This window comes from Parashewanella sp. 2210YD4-3 (assembly GCF_056591735.1).
The window spans coordinates 148,143-163,672 of the sequence record NZ_JBWQOG010000011.1 but is presented as its reverse complement, the minus strand read 5'-3'; the positions used below and the strand labels follow the sequence as shown (position 1 = coordinate 163,672).

The following is a 15,530-nucleotide window of genomic DNA, read 5'->3' as shown; positions in this document are numbered from 1 at the left end:
CCTTAAAAGCCTGATGATTTGCTGGGTTTCTTCCCCAGAGTTTTTCTTTGAACTGTCAAAACACACTGAACGTTCTCGAAACCTTTGTTGAACCTGAGAACAATGATTTCTACTCAATCGTGACCCGCTAACGCCCAAATAACGGGCAAATAGTGTTTGGCTATATTTTTGGAACGCAGTGACAAAAGCCAAACAGTATTTGTCCCTGTTGATTTGCTTGTTAGGCGCACCAATTACGTTTTGATATTACAGACGTTTTGGAGTGTGCCCAAATTTGTTTAGCAAAACAGCCAATGATTTTGGCAATTACTGAAATTTATAAAACAACCAGAAATAACACTGAATAGGGCAGTTTCGTGGTTGATCTACAGTATCAGAATTTAAGCTGAATTTTCATTGCTACCGCAGTTGAACCTTGAATGGTACAACTTTTAAAGCAATGAAGTTTTTACAACGCATAACGCCTAAATCAGGTGCGCCGTAGGCGTCACCTGGATTTACTTGTTAGCCGCAGCCCAACGGGACAAATGCTTGAAAGCTGGCAAACACCGAATGAAACCAAATGATGAAAGCTACGCCAGCCTGCGACCAACTATTTTCGGTTGATTAATATCATGAATCTTTAGCCATGATGAGCAAGAAAAACCGAAGTTTACGGCAATCCTGAAAACCATGACAAACCTTTGCTGGGCACATTGTTTGTGCTGGCGTTGCACGAAAGCTGGATTGCCAACCTCAACTGCCAGCCTTTGGAAATCCTGCCAAAAATTCTGAAACTTATGCTGGCATGGTACGAAGGAAAATACGACCAAACAAGAACGCCAGCTTTCGGTAAACTCTTTTCTGGCTTTTGATTGCGATCAACTTTCAACAAGAAACTGAATATACACCAAAGCGGCTAACGCCCGCCTTAACAGGCAAATAATTGTTGGCTAAAATTTGGAGCGCAGCGACAAAAGCCAACGAATATTTGTCCTGTTGAAGCGCTTGTTAGAGGCGGTTTTTAGAGCTTTCTGATATTTCTTTTTCTCTTAAATCGTTTTCAATTTTTAGTTTTCGAGTTTTTTCTGAAAGCCATTTTGCACCGCCTGCAAGCCAGAAAATGATTCCAAAAATAAGTATTTCGTACGAAAAATCAATGTATTCCATATTCCCTTTCCATAGATAACATTCGATATTAACCAGATAAGCCTATAACAGCTTATTAGAAGGAAAAAGTCCTTCTTTCTACAGGCACGCTACCGCCTGTTAATTATCTTAACATTCCGTTAAATTATCCATGTTTTACTACAAAATCAAGCACTTTTATTGTTTATATAAAATCTGGTTTGCGTGAAAAGAGGAAAAAATCCTCATTTCTTGTAGAAAGAAGGAAAAACTGCAATACTGTTTTTTGATACAGTGTAATCAAGGATGATTCTCATGTCACATTCGCCATTTCTCACTCATATTTCTGAGTTTATGGTTACTCGCCATTTTGCCAAACGAACTATCGAAACTTATCTCCATTGGATCAAAGCTTTTATCATTTTTAATGACAAGCAGCATCCCTCAAAACTTGCAGAAAAGGACGTAGAGCTGTTTTTGAGCTACCTTTCGAACCAAAAAAATGTCGCTCCAGCGACTCAAAAGCTCGCGCTTAACGCTTTGCACTTTCTATATAATGACTTCTTGTCGCAACCCTTATCAATGGACTTGCAATTTAATCGCTCAAAGCGTGAAGCAAAATTGCCAGTCGTTTTAACTAAGCCTGAAATAGCAAGTTTACTTAAACACGTTCAAGCAAACAGAAGTCTTGTGGCGAAATTGATGTATGGGAGTGGACTAAGGTTGATGGAAGCCGTTCGACTGAGAGTAAAAGATATTGATTTTGACTATCACTCATTATTGATATGGAATGGTAAAGGGGGGCGACATCGAAGGGTAACGTTAGCGCCCGAATTAGTTGAACCATTAAAACAACAGATTGAGCAAGCTAGAAGTTTTTTTATTGTTGATAGTGAGTTAGAAAACTATCGAGGTGTTTGGCTTCCTTATGCGTTAGAGCAAAAGTATCCTAATGCAGCTACTAGTTTCAAATGGCATTATTTGTTTCCTTCTACAAGAACGAGTGTTGATCCTCATTCAGGTCAATTACGAAGACATCACATTGATGAAACTTCGGTACGAAAAGCTGTTAAGGTCGCGGCGATAAAAGCTAAAATTTCAAAAGATGTGAATTGTCATACTTTACGGCATTCGTTTGCGACTCATCTTTTACAGCGTGGCGCTGATATACGAACTGTACAAGAGCAGTTAGGGCACCAAGATGTGAGAACAACTCAAATTTACACGCATGTGATTCAAGCGGGGGCGAGTGGAGTGAGAAGTCCTTTAAGTGATTTGTAGTGTTTTTTGATAAGCTGGAAAGTCGCTGGGCTCCTGCTTGCGCAGGAGCGACAATTGGACCTAATTTTTATAAGTCCATTTCTGGTACATGTTCTGGTACGACTAATTCACCAGCAGTCATGTTTTTGATTTCTTCTACAGATACACCCGGTGCACGTTCAATTAGATGGAATGCACCTTCTTTAATTTTCATATAAGCAAGGTTGGTTACAACACGCTTGATACAACCATAGCCAGTTAATGGCAGCTCGCATTGAGGTAATAGTTTAGAGTTACCGTATTTGTCAGCGTGCATCATAGTAACGATGATGTTTTCAGCGCCTGCAACTAGGTCCATTGCGCCGCCCATGCCTTTAATGAGTTTTCCAGGGATCATCCACGATGCGATTGAGCCGTTAACATCTACTTCAAAGGCGCCAAGCACAGTAAGGTCAACATGGCCGCCACGGATCATGGCAAAGCTTTCAGCTGATGAGAAGAAAGAAGCGCCATCAACTGCAGTTACCGTTTGTTTGCCTGCATTGATCAAATCTGGATCTATCGTTTCTTCAGTTGGGAACTCTCCCATACCTAATAGACCATTTTCAGATTGCAGCATTACCTGAATACCTTCAGGAATGTAGTTCGCAACAAGGGTAGGGATGCCGATGCCGAGGTTTACATAAAAGCCGTCTTGTAATTCTTTGGCGACGCGTTGAGCCATTTGTTCTCTTGTTAGTGACATGCTCTTTCTCCCTTATGCTTTAACCGTGCGTTGCTCAATGCGTTTTTCGAATGTACCTTGGATAAGGCGATCAACATAAATACCAGATGTATGAATATGATCAGGGTCCAACTCACCCGGCTCCACAATGATTTCGGCTTCAACAACCGTAATTTTACCTGCCGTTGCCATCATAGGATTAAAGTTTGCTGCCGTTTTACGGAAAACTAAGTTACCCATGGTGTCAGCTTTCCATGCTCTTACTAATGCAAAATCCGCTGTTAGTGAGTCTTCTAGAACATAGTGACGACCATCAATTTCACGAGTTTCTTTGCCCTCAGCCACAGGAGTACCATAGCCAGTTGCAGTAAAGAATGCGGGAATACCAGCGCCACCTGCACGGATCTTTTCTGCTAAAGTTCCTTGAGGAGTAAGAATGACTTCAAGCTCGCCAGATAGCATCTGTTTTTCGAAAGTAGCATTTTCACCAACATAAGAGGCAATCATGGTCGAAATTTGGCGCTTTTGTAATAGTAAGCCAAGGCCAAAGTCGTCAACACCTGCATTATTTGAGATTGCAGTTAGTCCATTAATATTCATGTTAGTCATTTGATTGATGAGACCTTCAGGAATACCACAAAGACCAAAGCCTCCGACCATTATTGTCATATCGCTTTGTAGGCCAGCCAGTGCTTCTTCATAGCTACCGACTAATTTATTCAATCCTGCCATGTTTGTTCCTTTTAGTATTTGTTCTTTATTTATGCATGAAACGCTAAAGTGAGAGAGGAAGTGATGTTCCGTACTCGTGTTGCCTCTGTTTTTTGAATTCACAAATCATGCATTTATATTAAATTTTTCAATGATCCTAGTCAAAATAAATGGGATATATCCCACTTATTGTTGCTTGAGTAAGGTGAGTGCTACCTTTGAACCGTTACTTCGACCCAGAGCCTTACAAATTTTGTCACCGGCAAGAGCTAATTTTTCAAGATTAATACCAGTCTCTAACCCTAAGCCATGCAGCATGTATATCAGGTCTTCAGTGGCAAGATTTCCTGAGGCTCCTTTAGCGTATGGGCAGCCACCTAACCCAGCTACAGAAGAGTCAAACGTTTTTATTCCTGTATCTAAACAAGTAGCGATATTGGCTAAGGCTTGACCGTAAGTATCGTGAAAATGTAAGGCCAGTTTTTCTACTGGTACACTTTGCATAACAGCCTCTAGCATTGCCTTAGCTTTAGCTGGTGTTCCCACTCCAATCGTGTCGCCCAATGATACTTCATAGCAACCTAATTCATTGAGAAGTGCGGTTACTCTTACGACTTCACTTACGGCTATTTCGCCCTCATAAGGACAACCTAAAACACATGAAACATAACCTCGAACGAGTAAGTTATGTTCTTTAGCTAGCTCCATTACAGGTTTAAAGCGAGCAATTGATTCCTCGATAGAGCAATTGATGTTTTTTTGACTGAAAGCTTCCGAAGCCGAACCAAATATGGCAACTTCATCAACGTTTGCTGCAATAGCAGCTTCTAAGCCCTTTAGATTAGGGGTAAGACCGCTATATTTTACACTAGGGTTACGCTCAATTTGATCCATTACCGTTGATGAGTCAGCCATTTGCGGTACCCACTTCGGCGAAACAAAGCTAGCCGCTTCTATACGGCGTACGCCTGAGCTTGCGAGTTCATTTATCAACGTCACTTTGTCTTGGGTGTTGACGGCTTTTTCATTTTGCAAACCGTCGCGTGCGCCTACTTCAAAAATGCTTACTTTGCTCATTTAAGCTTCCTCAACATCTAAGAGTAGTGAACCATCGCTGACCAGATCCCCAGGGTGGAAATAAAACTCAGTGACAGTGCCATCAAATGGAGCTTCAATCGTGTATTCCATTTTCATGGCTTCCATGACAAGTAACCCTTGACCAGCCGTTACGCTATCACCAGCGTTAACTAGGTGAGTCACAATGGTGCCGTTCATTGGTGCTTTAAGCTTGTCAGCAGCATCATCTTGCTGATCTAGCTCTTGAGCTTGTATCGCTTTGAAATGGAACTGCCCTGTACCAGTGAAGAGAGTAAAGTCATCGCCAACTTGAGCTACTTGTATAGTAAACCGGTGATCATTGAGCTGTACTTTAAACTGGTTACCCGTCAATAAACCATTCAATTGATAGTTATTATCACCAATAGTTACTTGGTAGCCATGAGCAACTTCTGTTAAACGCAAATCAATTTGTAGGTGCTCGTCATCAAGCAATCTTACCGCGTGTTGCTTGGGGCTATTGAGTCTAAAACCAGAAAGTGCTGACCAAGGCGAAGTGCAGTCAGAGTGTTCTGGTAATTTAGCATTGGCTTGCTGCTTGCGATAAAGCACTTGATACAAACCAGCTAAAGCTTGAATAGTCTGAGCATCGGCTGATGTTAGAGTCAGTAGTTCGTTACTATAACGATCAATAAAGTCTGTGCTGAAGTTTTCACTTGCAAAAGCAGGGTGCTCGATGATCGCATGCAAGAAACGGATGTTATGCTTAAGGCCAGAGATTTTGTAATCTTCAAGGGCTTTAGACATGCGCTGTAATGCCAGTTTTCTGTCTTTGTCCCAAACGATAAGTTTGGCAATCATTGGATCGTAGAAGTTACTGATCACATCACCTTGACGAATGCCAGAATCAATACGTACATAAGGATTGGGCGCTGGCTCTTGTAAGTAATCTAACTTCCCACTTGCAGGTAAAAACTCGTTTTGTGGGTCTTCTGCGTAAATACGCACTTCAAAAGAGTGACCTGTAACTTCAATTTGATTTTGTTGAAGTGGCAGCGGTTGGCCATCGGCTACTTTAAGTTGCCATTCAACCAAATCTTGCATTGTGACCAATTCAGTGACGGGATGCTCTACTTGAAGACGAGTATTCATTTCCATGAAGTAAAAGCTATTGTCAGTATCAAACAAAAACTCAACGGTACCTGCACCGACGTAATTAATTGCTTTAGCTGCCGCAACAGCGGCTTCACCCATTTGCTTGCGAAGCTCGTCACTTAAACCCGGCGCAGGGGCTTCTTCGACTACTTTTTGGTGACGACGTTGAACAGAACAATCGCGATCCGATAGATAAACGCAGTGGCCGTGTTTGTCTGCAAATACTTGTACTTCAATATGACGAGGTTGACGTAAGTAACGCTCCATCAGCAGCTTATCGTTTCCAAATGATGAAGCGGCTTCTCGACGTGCAGAGTCGATAGCACCTTGCAATTCAGCTTTGCTTTCAACAATTCGCATGCCTTTGCCACCGCCACCATAAGCTGCTTTGATCAACAGTGGGTAGCCAATTTTTTCTGCTTCTGAATTTAATAAAGCATCTGATTGATCGTCACCATGATAGCCGGGAACCAGTGGTACATTGGCTTCTGTCATAATGGCTTTTGCTGCACTTTTGCTGCCCATTGCATCAATGGCAGCTGAACCCGGCCCAACAAATTCGATTCCGGCTTGTTCGCAGGCTTTGGCAAACTCGGCATTTTCTGAAAGGAAACCATAGCCGGGGTGGATCGCTTGTGCTCCCGCTCGTTTAGCTACGTCGATGATGGCATCGCCACGTAAATATGATTCCGCTGGCGCGCTTCCACCAAGGTAAAAAGCTTCATCGGCCATTGCTACGTGGCGAGCGTTTGCATCTGCATCTGAGTAAACAGCAACGGTTTTAACGCCCATTTTACTGGCGGTGTCCATAATGCGGCAGGCGATTTCACCACGGTTGGCAATCAGTAGTTTTGTGATCATTATTATTCCTCTGCCTTATGCCAGTTAGGCTGACGTTTTTCAAAAAAGGCGTTTAGGCCTTCTTGACCTTCCTCAGATACACGAATGTTAGAAATTCTGTCGGTGGTGTAGTCGAGGGTATCTTGATTAATTTCACCACTTTCCATACGAGCAATGAGCTTTTTACACCAGTTCATGCCTTGTGGACTGTTGGAAAGTAATGCATCAATCAACGGCTGGCTGGCAGTATCTAAATCATCGCTAACTTCATGAAGCACTTGTAGTTCAAGCGCTTTTTCTGCACCAAAGCGTTCTGCGGTTAACATATATCGACGTGAGGCACGATTGCCCATCGCACGAATTACATAAGGACTAATGACGGACGGCATAAGACCAAGTTTAACTTCGCTAAGGCAAAAACTGGATTTTGGTGTCGCAATAGCGATGTCACAACAGCAAATTAAACCTAATGCACCACCAAAAGCAGCACCCTGAACTTGAACCAGAGTAGGTTTTGGGAATTTATCCAAGTCGTGCATCAATCGAGCAAGTTCATTGGCATCTGCTAAGTTTTGCTCAAAATCCATTTGTGCTTGTTTGCGCATCCAATTTAAATCTGCACCAGCGCTAAAGTGTTTACCATTCGCTTTTAATACTAATATTTGGCAATGGCTATTTGCAGCGAACAAAGCTAATGCCTTGATGATTTCAGCAATCATGACTTCATCAAAGGCATTGTGTTTTTCGACACGGTTTAAAATCAGCTTGCCGACACCTTGTTCTAGTTCGCACAAAATGTGCTGAAATTGTTCGTTTTCAAAGACGGTAGTCATTATTTTTGTCTCCGAATTACATGCGGAACACACCAAACTTGGTGTCTTCTACAGGTGCATTAAAGGCAGCTGAAAGCGCTAGGCCAACAACATCACGAGTTTGAGTTGGATCGATAATGCCATCATCCCATAAGCGTGCACTGGCATGATAAGGGTGACCCGCTTTGTCGTATTGTTCTACGATTGGTGCTTTAAAATCTGCTTCTTCTTGTTCAGTCCAGCTTTGCCCTTTACGAGCTAAACCGTCTTTTTTTACAGTAGATAAAACACCTGCAGCTTGTTCTCCGCCCATCACAGAAATTCGAGCGTTAGGCCACATCCACATCATAGTTGGGTCAAATGCACGACCACACATACCGTAGTTGCCCGCACCATAACTACCACCAATTAGCACGGTAAATTTAGGGACTGTGGCACAAGAAACCGCGGTTACCATTTTTGCACCATGCTTGGCGATACCTTCATGTTCATATTTCTTACCGACCATAAAGCCAGTGATATTTTGTAAAAACAGCAGTGGAATTTTTCGCTGGCAACACAGCTCGATAAAGTGCGCGCCTTTTTGGGCTGACTCAGAGAATAGGATCCCATTATTAGCTACAATACCGACAGGGTAGCCGTGAATACGGGCAAAGCCGCAGACTAACGTGGCACCATAGTTGGCTTTGAATTCGTCAAAATCAGAGTCATCAACAATACGAGCAATCACTTCTTTTACATCAAATGGCTTTTTCAAGTCTGTGCCGACAATGCCATACAGTTCTTCAATACTATATTTCGGTGGCTTAACTTGAGCCACTGTTGATTCTATTTGTTTGTTGTGATTCAAACGAGCTATTGAATTGCGGGCAATTTCTAAGGCATGTTCATCATTTTGTGCAAGATGATCGGCAACACCTGAAATTTTTGTATGAACCTCAGCACCACCAAGCTCTTCCGCGCTAACTTCTTCACCTGTTGCAGCTTTAACTAATGGAGGGCCAGCAAGGAAAATCGTTCCTTGTTCTTTGACAATGATGGATTCATCAGCCATAGCAGGAACATAAGCGCCACCTGCGGTACATAATCCCATTACTACTGCTACTTGAGGAATGCCTTTTGCTGACATTTTCGCTTGATTAAAGAAAATACGACCAAAATGATCACGGTCTGGGAAGACTTCATCTTGCAGTGGTAAATAGGCTCCGCCAGAATCAACAAGATAAATGCAAGGCAAATTGCAGCGCTCAGCAATTTCTTGTGCACGAACATGCTTTTTTACTGTAATAGGGTAGTACGTACCACCTTTCACTGTCGCATCGTTAGCCACAATCATACATTCTACGCCACTAACACGGCCGATTCCTGTGATTACCCCTGCAGCTGGCACAACATCGTCATAGACTTCGTAACCTGCAAATTGTGATAGCTCAATAAAAGGGGAGCTTGGATCGAGCAGTTTTTCGATGCGATCTCTTGGTGCTAACTTGCCACGTGATAGGTGACGTTGCATGGCTATTTCGCCACCGCCTTGTTGGATTTGTTCAAGCTTTTGTTGTAAATCAGCAACGAGCTCAGACATATCATTATGTTTTGTTTTGAACTCGTCGCTGCGAGCATTAATACGACTGGTAATTTGCGTCACGGTTAATTCCTCAAAATCGTTGCAGTAGGATTAGAAACGAAAATGCCTGCAAAGGCAGGCATAATGTTTGGCTCTTACTTAGTTTCGTTGAATAGCTCTCGTCCAATCAACATACGACGAATTTCTGAAGTACCTGCGCCGATTTCATAAAGCTTAGCGTCACGAAGTAGGCGACCAGTAGCGTACTCATTGATGTAACCGTTACCACCAAGTAGTTGAATCGCATCTAATGCCATTTTTGTCGCTAATTCTGCACTGTACAAAATCGCACCTGCGGCATCTTTACGAGTTGTTTCGCCACGGTCACACGATTTAGCCACTGCATATACATATGAACGAGCGGCGTTCATTTGGGTATACATATCGGCTAGTTTGCCTTGAACCAGTTGGAATTCACCAATTGATTTACCAAACTGTTGGCGGTCGTGAATGTATGGCACAACGATATCCATACAGGCTTGCATGATTCCAAGTGGACCACCTGCAAGTACTACACGCTCATAGTCAAGTCCGCTCATTAGGACTTTTACACCTTCGTTTAGGTTACCAAGAATGTTTTCTTCTGGTACTTCACAGTCTTCAAAAACAAGTTCACAGGTATTTGAACCACGCATACCTAATTTGTCGAGCTTTTGAGCCGTTGAGAACCCCTTAAAGCCACGTTCTACGATGAAAGCGGTTATGCCATGAGGGCCTTTTTCTAAATCCGTTTTAGCGTAAATAACATAGGTATGAGCATCAGGACCATTGGTGATCCACATCTTATTGCCATTTAGAATGTACTTGTCGCCTTCTTTACGGGCATATAGCTTCATCGATACAACGTCAGAACCCGCATTTGGCTCACTCATTGCTAGTGCACCAATATGCTCACCAGAAATCAGCTTAGGCAGATACTTAGCCTTTTGCGCTGCATTACCATTGCGATTGATTTGGTTAACACACAGGTTTGAATGAGCACCGTAGCTCAAGCCGATTGAAGCAGATGCACGAGAAATTTCTTCCATGGCTACAACGTGAGCAAGGTAACCCATGTTGGCACCGCCGAATTCTTCATCAACGGTTACTCCTAATAAGCCCATATCACCAAGGACAGGCCAAAGTTCATTAGGGAAGGCATTTTCTTGATCCGTTTTTTCTGCCAGTGGTGCAATTTCATTGGTAGCGAATTGCTGTACTGCATCACGCAGCATATCCACATCTTCACCTAATCCAAAATTTAAGCTTGAGTATATTGCGCTCATTGTAAGGTCCTTTGCATGATGTATTGATGCAGTAACGAGTTACTACATCATTAATTGTTTAATATTATTATTTTTGTAAAGCATCGCGGCATTGTTGTTCAGCTGAGCTGAGTTCCATCAATACCACCTGAATATCATCCATTTGCTGTTGTAATGCGGCTTTTTTATCCGAAATCAACTTGAGCATGGTATCTAATTGACTGTTGCTGGATTTATCTGCGTCATAAAGCTCAAATAAGCGTCGCGTTTCTGCTAGTGAGAATCCCAATCGCTTACCTCGTAATATCAGTTTTAGCCTCACTTTATCTTTAAGGCTATAAATTCTGGTTTGTCCGCGACGACTCGGTTTTAGCAAGCCTTGATCTTCATAAAACCGAATACTACGAGTGGTGATATCAAACTCTTTGGAGAGATCACTAATCGAGTAACTGGTTGGGGAGTTGCTTTTGATGCTCATTATTGTACCTAGCAAAACAATTTATCAAAAAGGTACAGGAAGTTGACGTAAAGGTAAAGTTTTAAGGAGGCGTGATTTTAAGAATCCAAGTGAAAAAAATTGAAAGAGATAATAAATATAGAGTTTATCACTTTGTAACTGTTTTCTTCATACTGAAATTTCTATGCTGAAAGTTGTACAACTTTTGCAACTCAAAGTTTATTGGAAGCCGTCAATAAAAGACTTTATCGGTTGCGGTTTATACAAAGGAAGCTCAAATAGCACAAAAATCAAACGCTGTATGTTCAACTGGCCCCAGCCACTTCTATTGTTCTAAAATACGAAACATCTTTCCAGTTCTTACTCTATAGTTTTGCATAATTATTACAGATATAATCGCGCGAATTTTTATAACATACTATTTATATTTATCGATACTTGATAAGTAGGAACGGTATAAGATCATTTGGAAAAGAATCACATGCCAGAAAAAACGCAGCAGATGGATATTGGGGTCATTGGACTTGGAGTAATGGGAAAAAACCTTGCTCTTAATATAGTTGACAATGGTTTTAATGTTGCAGCGTACGATCTTGATGCTCTCAAAGTTAGCCAGTTTTTGAATCAATTCAATGCTGAGTCTTCGACTCGTAAGTATCCATCTCAAGTCATTGGCTGTGAGAGTATCCAGCATCTTTTAGATCAGCTAGCTAGTCCAAAAATTGTTGTACTTTCTGTTCCAGCAGGAGCGCCTGTCGATGGTGTTTGTCATGCGCTTATAGAAGCTGGTATTCAAATTGAAGATATCGTCGTCGATACAGGAAATAGCTTATGGACGGACACAGTTGAACGTGAAAAACGATATAAAGAAAAATTTAGCTTTTTTAGTTCTGCTGTATCTGGTGGCGAAACAGGGGCGCGATTTGGCCCTTGTTTAATGCCAAGTGGAGACGCTGATGCTTGGGAACGTATTGCACCTATCTGGCATGCTATTTCTGCGAAAGTTGACTCTGAAACGGGGTTGCCAATAGAAAGAATTTCTGCAGGCGAAATTGTAGAAAATGGTGATTCATGCACGACTTATATTGGTGGCGCAGGAGCTGGTCATTACGTAAAAATGGTGCATAACGGCATTGAATATGCTGATATGCAATTAATTTGTGAGGCTTACAATATTTTATCTAAGGGCTGTGGAATGACAGCTATTGAAATAGGTAAGGTATTTGAAAAATGGAATCAAGGAAAACTGAATAGCTACCTTGTTGAAATCAGTGCCGATGTTCTTCAGCAGGTTGACCCAGAAACCAATCGACCTTTAGTTGAAATGATTTTAGATAAAGCTGGACAAAAAGGTACTGGTTTATGGACTGCAGTCAGTAGTTTTCAGCTAGGTTGTCCTGCACCTACGATTGCTGAAGCTGTTTCAGCTCGAGCGATAAGTACTCAAAAAGCATTACGTATAGAGTTAAGCCCTAAATTATCGGGGCAAGAAGCCACTGAAATTTCAGATGATCAGAAATCACAAATCATTGACCAATTAGAAAATGCTTTGTACTGCGCCAAAATAGCCAGTTATGCTCAAGGTTTCCAATTAATGGCTATGGCAGCTAAAGAGCAAGGCTGGAACTTAGATTTTGCTGAAATCTCAAAAATTTGGCGTTCTGGTTGTATTATCCGTGCTTCATTTTTGCAATCAATTACTCAGGCGTATCAGCAGCAAACTGATCTCGCTCATTTATTTTTAGCCGGCAGCTTTGCTGAACAATTATCTCAGCTTCAGCAAAATTGGCGTCAAGCAACAAGCTTTGCAGTGCTTAATGGGATTCCTATTCCATGTATTAGTTCAGCGTTGGCGTATTATGACAGCTTTAGAAGCGAAACGTTGCCAGCCAATTTGCTACAAGGTCAGCGAGATTATTTTGGTGCTCATACCTATGAACGCACTGATAAGGAGACCGGAAAAAAATTCCATTTGGAATGGAATAGCCCAAGCAGGGAGCAAAACGAAGTTTAATGTTAATTGGGAGCCATTTGGCTCCCGACTTAACTAACCTCAGCTCTGTATAACGAAATCAATAACGTTCTGATTTACAACATAAACGGTAATTTTTTATCTACAGTGCTGCTAATTTTGTGTAGTTCAAGGAAGAGCAGTTCGTAATAGCTGGTCTATTTAGGGCTGTTCTAACACAGAAATACACATAAGTAGCTGTGCTGTAGAGGTTGGCTTATGCAGAGCTGAGGTTAACTAAGAATAGTGCCAACACAAAACAATAGACTGAATATAAGAGTTAGCAATGCTGTTTTATGTAAAATAGTATTAAACTCAGTACCTTTGGCGGTTTCAAAGTCTAGGGTTAGCTTTTTACCTAAAATAAAACTCAAACCCGCAAGTAATACTGGCAAACCATGCAACGCCCCCATAAAGTAAGCTGTTACCATAATCGCATAAGCACCAAAAACCAATGCTCGATAGACTGGTGAGCACATTGTACTTCCTACTCGAACCGCTAGCGTTAGCTTTCCAGCTTGTTCATCGGTCAGTCTATCTCGGGTGTTATTAACAAACATTATTGCAGCATTTAATAATCCTAAACATACAGCCATGATCATGATGTCGGTATGTAAGGCATGTGATTGCAAGTAATAACTGCCACAAACGGCAATCAATCCAAAAAAGATGAATACTGCTAGTTCGCCTAATGCAAGATTGGCCAATGATTTTGAGCCTAAACTATAGGCGAATGCACAGGCTATCGATGCGGCACCAAGATAAAGAAAGCCGATACCACCATGAAAGACTAAAAATAAGCCAGAAACAATCGAAAACAGTGTACTGATGGCGATGCCGATTACCATTGTATTAGGCGTGATTATACCGGATTGACACGCTCTAATTGGGCCAAGTCGTTGCTGGTTGTCGATACCATTTTTATGATCAGAATAATCATTAATCAGATTGACCGTGATTTGTAAAAACACGCCGCAAGCTAAACAAAGTATTGCAATCGACCACTCGAAATAAGGTGAACTGGCAGCCATTGTGTTGCCTAAAATGATAGGACTTATTGCTGCAAAAAGAGTTTTGGGCCGAATGGCGATTATCCAAGGGTTCATTGTTTATTTAATAAATCACAAAAGTCGACATTCTAGCGTTTAGTTGTACTTTTGAAAGTTAATTTTCGTAATAATGATAGGTCTTATCCTATTTAGTATATAGTTTCTTTAATCTTTTTAAGATAACCTTATTTAGTTATCAAATAAATGAAGGGTGCTATGAGTAACATCTTAGATTCACTTTTATCTTTATTATCTTTAGAGCAGATTGATGATAATTTATTTCGCGGACAACCACAGGATATAGGATTTGGACACCTTTTTGGTGGTCATGTTATGGGGCAAGCACTAAATGCTGCTAAACAAACTGTTTCCAATGCTCGTTCAAGTCATTCGTTACACGCTTATTTTTTAAGAGCTGGCGATCCTAAAAAGCCCATTATCTATCAAGTAGAAAACTTAAGAGATGGTGGCAGTTTTAGTGCTAGAAGTGTTCATGCGATTCAAAGTGGTCGCCCCATTTTTATGATGACCTGTTCATTTCAGTCGCAAGAAAGTGGTTTAGAACACCAAATTTCGATGCCAAATGTGTCGGGACCTGAAGGTGTGCTAAGTCATCAAGAACTCGCAAAAAGTTTAGCGGGCTCAATACCAGAAAGTTTGGTATCTACGTTCACCAAGCCATCTCCTTTCGAGATGAGGGTAGTGAATCCCCTAAATCCTATCAAACCAGAAAAGTCTGAACCATCAAAGCATGTATGGATTCGTGCAAATGGGGAAGTACCTGATGACCCTCGAATCCACAAATATCTATTAGCTTATGCTTCAGATTTCAACTTTTTAGTTACAGCGGCTCAACCTCATGGAGTAAGCTTTTTAACTCCTGGAATGAAAATGGCTACGATTGACCATTCAATGTGGTTTCATCATGAGATCAATATGAATGATTGGCTTTTGTTTAGTATCGAAAGTCCAAGTTCCAGTGGTGGTCGAGGATTTGTTAAAGGTCACTTTTATAATCAGCAAGGTAAGTTAGTGGCTTCGGCTACTCAAGAGGGGTTAATGAGAATGAGCGGGAAACATAAATGAGAAAACTACTAATACTATTAATGGTTATGAGTTTAACAGCTTGTGTGACGGTTCAAAAACCTAAACCGATAATAATCAATGGCGCTGCGGGCTATTTGCAAAAAATGTTGTTACCCATGGATAGCATGTTTACTGTCGCCATTATTGATTTAGATACACCGGGCGTCATTTTAGCTCAAAAGACCTTTAATGTGGCGACTCAACCGATACCGTTTAAGTTTATTTTGCCTGCTGAGACAATTGACAAAAAAGTGAACTATGGCGTTGTTGCTTTGATCAAGAACCAAGATCGAGTGATTTTTCAGACTTATAATCGCTACCCAATTATCAATAATGGTAAAACCACGGTTGAAGTTATTATGCAACCTGCCAAGTAAAGTACAAATTCACTTTA

General features: G+C 41.3%; 14 protein-coding genes. 4 read left to right on the top strand and 10 right to left on the bottom strand.

All coding sequences use genetic code 11. The features are described 5' to 3' along the window. Nucleotides 1-990 precede the first annotated feature (990 nt). On the bottom strand, nucleotides 991-1,149 hold the full coding sequence (locus tag AC1EU0_RS15815; RefSeq protein WP_480303532.1) for a hypothetical protein: 159 nt from the start codon (nucleotides 1,147-1,149) through the stop codon (nucleotides 991-993). Between the two features lie 273 nt (nucleotides 1,150-1,422). On the opposite strand from AC1EU0_RS15815, the gene AC1EU0_RS15810 reads away from it, so the two are divergent. Beyond that, complete coding sequence (locus tag AC1EU0_RS15810) at nucleotides 1,423-2,388, top strand: integron integrase (protein WP_480303531.1); 966 nt, start codon at nucleotides 1,423-1,425, stop codon at nucleotides 2,386-2,388. Between the two features lie 67 nt (nucleotides 2,389-2,455). Here AC1EU0_RS15810 and AC1EU0_RS15805 read toward each other — a convergent pair whose 3' ends face one another. The 8 genes from AC1EU0_RS15805 to AC1EU0_RS15770 form a co-directional block, all read right to left on the bottom strand. Further along, nucleotides 2,456-3,112, bottom strand: coding sequence for a CoA transferase subunit B (locus AC1EU0_RS15805; RefSeq protein ID WP_480303530.1), 657 nt, complete (start codon nucleotides 3,110-3,112; stop codon nucleotides 2,456-2,458). A gap of 12 nt (nucleotides 3,113-3,124) precedes the next feature. Continuing rightward, a complete protein-coding gene (locus tag AC1EU0_RS15800) occupies nucleotides 3,125-3,823 on the bottom strand; it encodes a CoA transferase subunit A (RefSeq protein WP_480303529.1) in 699 nt (232 codons plus the stop codon). Nucleotides 3,824-3,988: 165 nt separating this feature from the next. Next, nucleotides 3,989-4,879 carry a hydroxymethylglutaryl-CoA lyase gene (locus AC1EU0_RS15795; protein ID WP_480303528.1) on the bottom strand — a complete coding sequence of 297 codons (891 nt, stop codon included), beginning with the start codon at nucleotides 4,877-4,879 and terminating at the stop codon, nucleotides 3,989-3,991. Then, complete coding sequence (locus tag AC1EU0_RS15790; protein WP_480303527.1) at nucleotides 4,880-6,874, bottom strand: acetyl/propionyl/methylcrotonyl-CoA carboxylase subunit alpha; 1,995 nt, start codon at nucleotides 6,872-6,874, stop codon at nucleotides 4,880-4,882. It abuts the gene before it with no gap. A 2-nt stretch (nucleotides 6,875-6,876) separates the two neighbouring features. After that, nucleotides 6,877-7,686 (bottom strand): enoyl-CoA hydratase-related protein, encoded by an 810-nt coding sequence (locus AC1EU0_RS15785; RefSeq protein ID WP_480303526.1) that lies wholly within the window; start codon nucleotides 7,684-7,686, stop codon nucleotides 6,877-6,879. A 16-nt stretch (nucleotides 7,687-7,702) separates the two neighbouring features. Further along, nucleotides 7,703-9,310, bottom strand: coding sequence for a carboxyl transferase domain-containing protein (locus tag AC1EU0_RS15780; RefSeq protein WP_480303525.1), 1,608 nt, complete (start codon nucleotides 9,308-9,310; stop codon nucleotides 7,703-7,705). A gap of 74 nt (nucleotides 9,311-9,384) precedes the next feature. After that, nucleotides 9,385-10,554: an isovaleryl-CoA dehydrogenase gene (locus AC1EU0_RS15775; RefSeq protein ID WP_480303524.1), complete on the bottom strand. Its 1,170-nt coding sequence runs from the start codon at nucleotides 10,552-10,554 to the stop codon at nucleotides 9,385-9,387. 67 nt (nucleotides 10,555-10,621) lie between these two features. Beyond that, the gene (locus tag AC1EU0_RS15770; RefSeq protein ID WP_480303523.1) at nucleotides 10,622-11,011 is read right to left on the bottom strand and encodes a MerR family transcriptional regulator; all 390 of its coding nucleotides are present in this window, start codon (nucleotides 11,009-11,011) and stop codon (nucleotides 10,622-10,624) included. 460 nt (nucleotides 11,012-11,471) lie between these two features. Here AC1EU0_RS15770 and gndA point away from each other — a divergent pair, with 460 nt between their 5' ends. Then, complete coding sequence (gene gndA / locus AC1EU0_RS15765) at nucleotides 11,472-13,004, top strand: NADP-dependent phosphogluconate dehydrogenase (protein ID WP_480303522.1); 1,533 nt, start codon at nucleotides 11,472-11,474, stop codon at nucleotides 13,002-13,004. Nucleotides 13,005-13,234: 230 nt separating this feature from the next. Here the strand turns inward: gndA and menA are convergent, their stop codons facing one another. Beyond that, on the bottom strand, nucleotides 13,235-14,107 hold the full coding sequence (gene menA, locus AC1EU0_RS15760; protein WP_480303521.1) for a 1,4-dihydroxy-2-naphthoate octaprenyltransferase: 873 nt from the start codon (nucleotides 14,105-14,107) through the stop codon (nucleotides 13,235-13,237). Between the two features lie 159 nt (nucleotides 14,108-14,266). On the opposite strand from menA, the gene tesB reads away from it, so the two are divergent. Both tesB and AC1EU0_RS15750 read left to right on the top strand, forming a co-directional pair. Continuing rightward, a complete protein-coding gene (gene tesB / locus AC1EU0_RS15755; RefSeq protein ID WP_480303520.1) occupies nucleotides 14,267-15,136 on the top strand; it encodes an acyl-CoA thioesterase II in 870 nt (289 codons plus the stop codon). Further along, entirely contained in the window at nucleotides 15,133-15,513 is a 381-nt protein-coding gene (locus tag AC1EU0_RS15750) for a YbaY family lipoprotein (RefSeq protein ID WP_480303519.1), read from the top strand. Before tesB ends, AC1EU0_RS15750 begins: the two co-directional genes overlap by 4 nt. Nucleotides 15,514-15,530: the final 17 nt, after the last annotated feature.

Excerpts from the sequence above, each read along its gene's own strand:
- AC1EU0_RS15815 (WP_480303532.1), bottom strand. The coding sequence starts at position 1,149 with ATGGAATACATTGATTTTTCGTACGAAATACTTATTTTTGGAATCATT.
- AC1EU0_RS15810 (WP_480303531.1), top strand. The coding sequence starts at position 1,423 with ATGTCACATTCGCCATTTCTCACTCATATTTCTGAGTTTATGGTTACT.
- AC1EU0_RS15805 (WP_480303530.1), bottom strand. The coding sequence starts at position 3,112 with ATGTCACTAACAAGAGAACAAATGGCTCAACGCGTCGCCAAAGAATTA.
- AC1EU0_RS15800 (WP_480303529.1), bottom strand. The coding sequence starts at position 3,823 with ATGGCAGGATTGAATAAATTAGTCGGTAGCTATGAAGAAGCACTGGCT.
- AC1EU0_RS15795 (WP_480303528.1), bottom strand. The coding sequence starts at position 4,879 with ATGAGCAAAGTAAGCATTTTTGAAGTAGGCGCACGCGACGGTTTGCAA.
- AC1EU0_RS15790 (WP_480303527.1), bottom strand. The coding sequence starts at position 6,874 with ATGATCACAAAACTACTGATTGCCAACCGTGGTGAAATCGCCTGCCGC.
- AC1EU0_RS15785 (WP_480303526.1), bottom strand. The coding sequence starts at position 7,686 with ATGACTACCGTCTTTGAAAACGAACAATTTCAGCACATTTTGTGCGAA.
- AC1EU0_RS15775 (WP_480303524.1), bottom strand. The coding sequence starts at position 10,554 with ATGAGCGCAATATACTCAAGCTTAAATTTTGGATTAGGTGAAGATGTG.
- AC1EU0_RS15770 (WP_480303523.1), bottom strand. The coding sequence starts at position 11,011 with ATGAGCATCAAAAGCAACTCCCCAACCAGTTACTCGATTAGTGATCTC.
- gndA (WP_480303522.1), top strand. The coding sequence starts at position 11,472 with ATGCCAGAAAAAACGCAGCAGATGGATATTGGGGTCATTGGACTTGGA.
- menA (WP_480303521.1), bottom strand. The coding sequence starts at position 14,107 with ATGAACCCTTGGATAATCGCCATTCGGCCCAAAACTCTTTTTGCAGCA.
- tesB (WP_480303520.1), top strand. The coding sequence starts at position 14,267 with ATGAGTAACATCTTAGATTCACTTTTATCTTTATTATCTTTAGAGCAG.
- AC1EU0_RS15750 (WP_480303519.1), top strand. The coding sequence starts at position 15,133 with ATGAGAAAACTACTAATACTATTAATGGTTATGAGTTTAACAGCTTGT.